This is a genomic window from Rhodovarius lipocyclicus, from assembly GCF_009900765.1.
GTDB classification, from domain to species: domain Bacteria; phylum Pseudomonadota; class Alphaproteobacteria; order Acetobacterales; family Acetobacteraceae; genus Rhodovarius; species Rhodovarius lipocyclicus.
Genome location: NZ_JAAABL010000094.1, coordinates 1 through 722, shown reverse-complemented (window position 1 = coordinate 722; position 722 = coordinate 1). Strand labels below are relative to the sequence as shown.

At 68.0% G+C, this 722-nt stretch carries 1 protein-coding gene; it reads right to left on the bottom strand.

The genetic code is table 11. From position 1 onward, the window contains the following. Positions 1-722 (bottom strand): integrase core domain-containing protein (locus GT007_RS22080; RefSeq protein ID WP_160123825.1); only part of this gene is annotated, 722 nt, incomplete at both ends.

The window sequence follows — 722 nt, the reverse complement described above, 5'->3', positions numbered from 1 at the left end:
TTTGACAGGTGTACGGAGACATCCCTGACGGTTTTGAGATGGGGTGTTTCGTCCCTGAGGTCGAGTGTGGCGAGAGGAAATCGCGAGAAGAACACCTGCCATACTCCATCCTGGCTGGTGGCCCTGAAGGCCACGTCCAGCCCCTGAAAGGCCTGTGACAGCTTCAGCGGCCACCCCTTGAAGCGCAGGTAGCCATCCCGCCCCACCCGACGCACCAGGTCGCTTGCGTGATACAGCGGCTCTGGCAGCTGCTCGGGAAAGCTCACCGGGCTGGCCTGGTAGCGTGTCATCGGCACCTCCATCCCCAGCGCCTCATGCGGGCGCTGTTCGTTGTAGATCGGCCGCCAGGCGTCGAACGCCCGCTGGCAGGCGGCAAGATCCGCGAAGCGGCGCGATTGCAGCACCTCCACCCTCAGCGTGCGATGGAAGCGTTCCTCCTTGCCCTGGGTCTGCGGGTGGCGCGGCCGGCCGTGCCCCGTGCCGATCCCCAGCCGCATCAGCCATACCTCGAACGCCGTGTGGCTGCGCATCGCCCGCCCCGCGCCGTGCGGGTCGCCCCAGGGCGGGCCGTTGTCGCACAGGATGCGCCGCGGCAGGCCATAACGGCGGAACAGGCCGCTCAGGTGGCCCTGCACCACGCCCAGGCTCTCAGCCCCGCAGGCGATCACCCCCAGCGAGTAGCGTGAGTGGTCGTCCAGCACCGTCAACGGATGGCAGCGGCC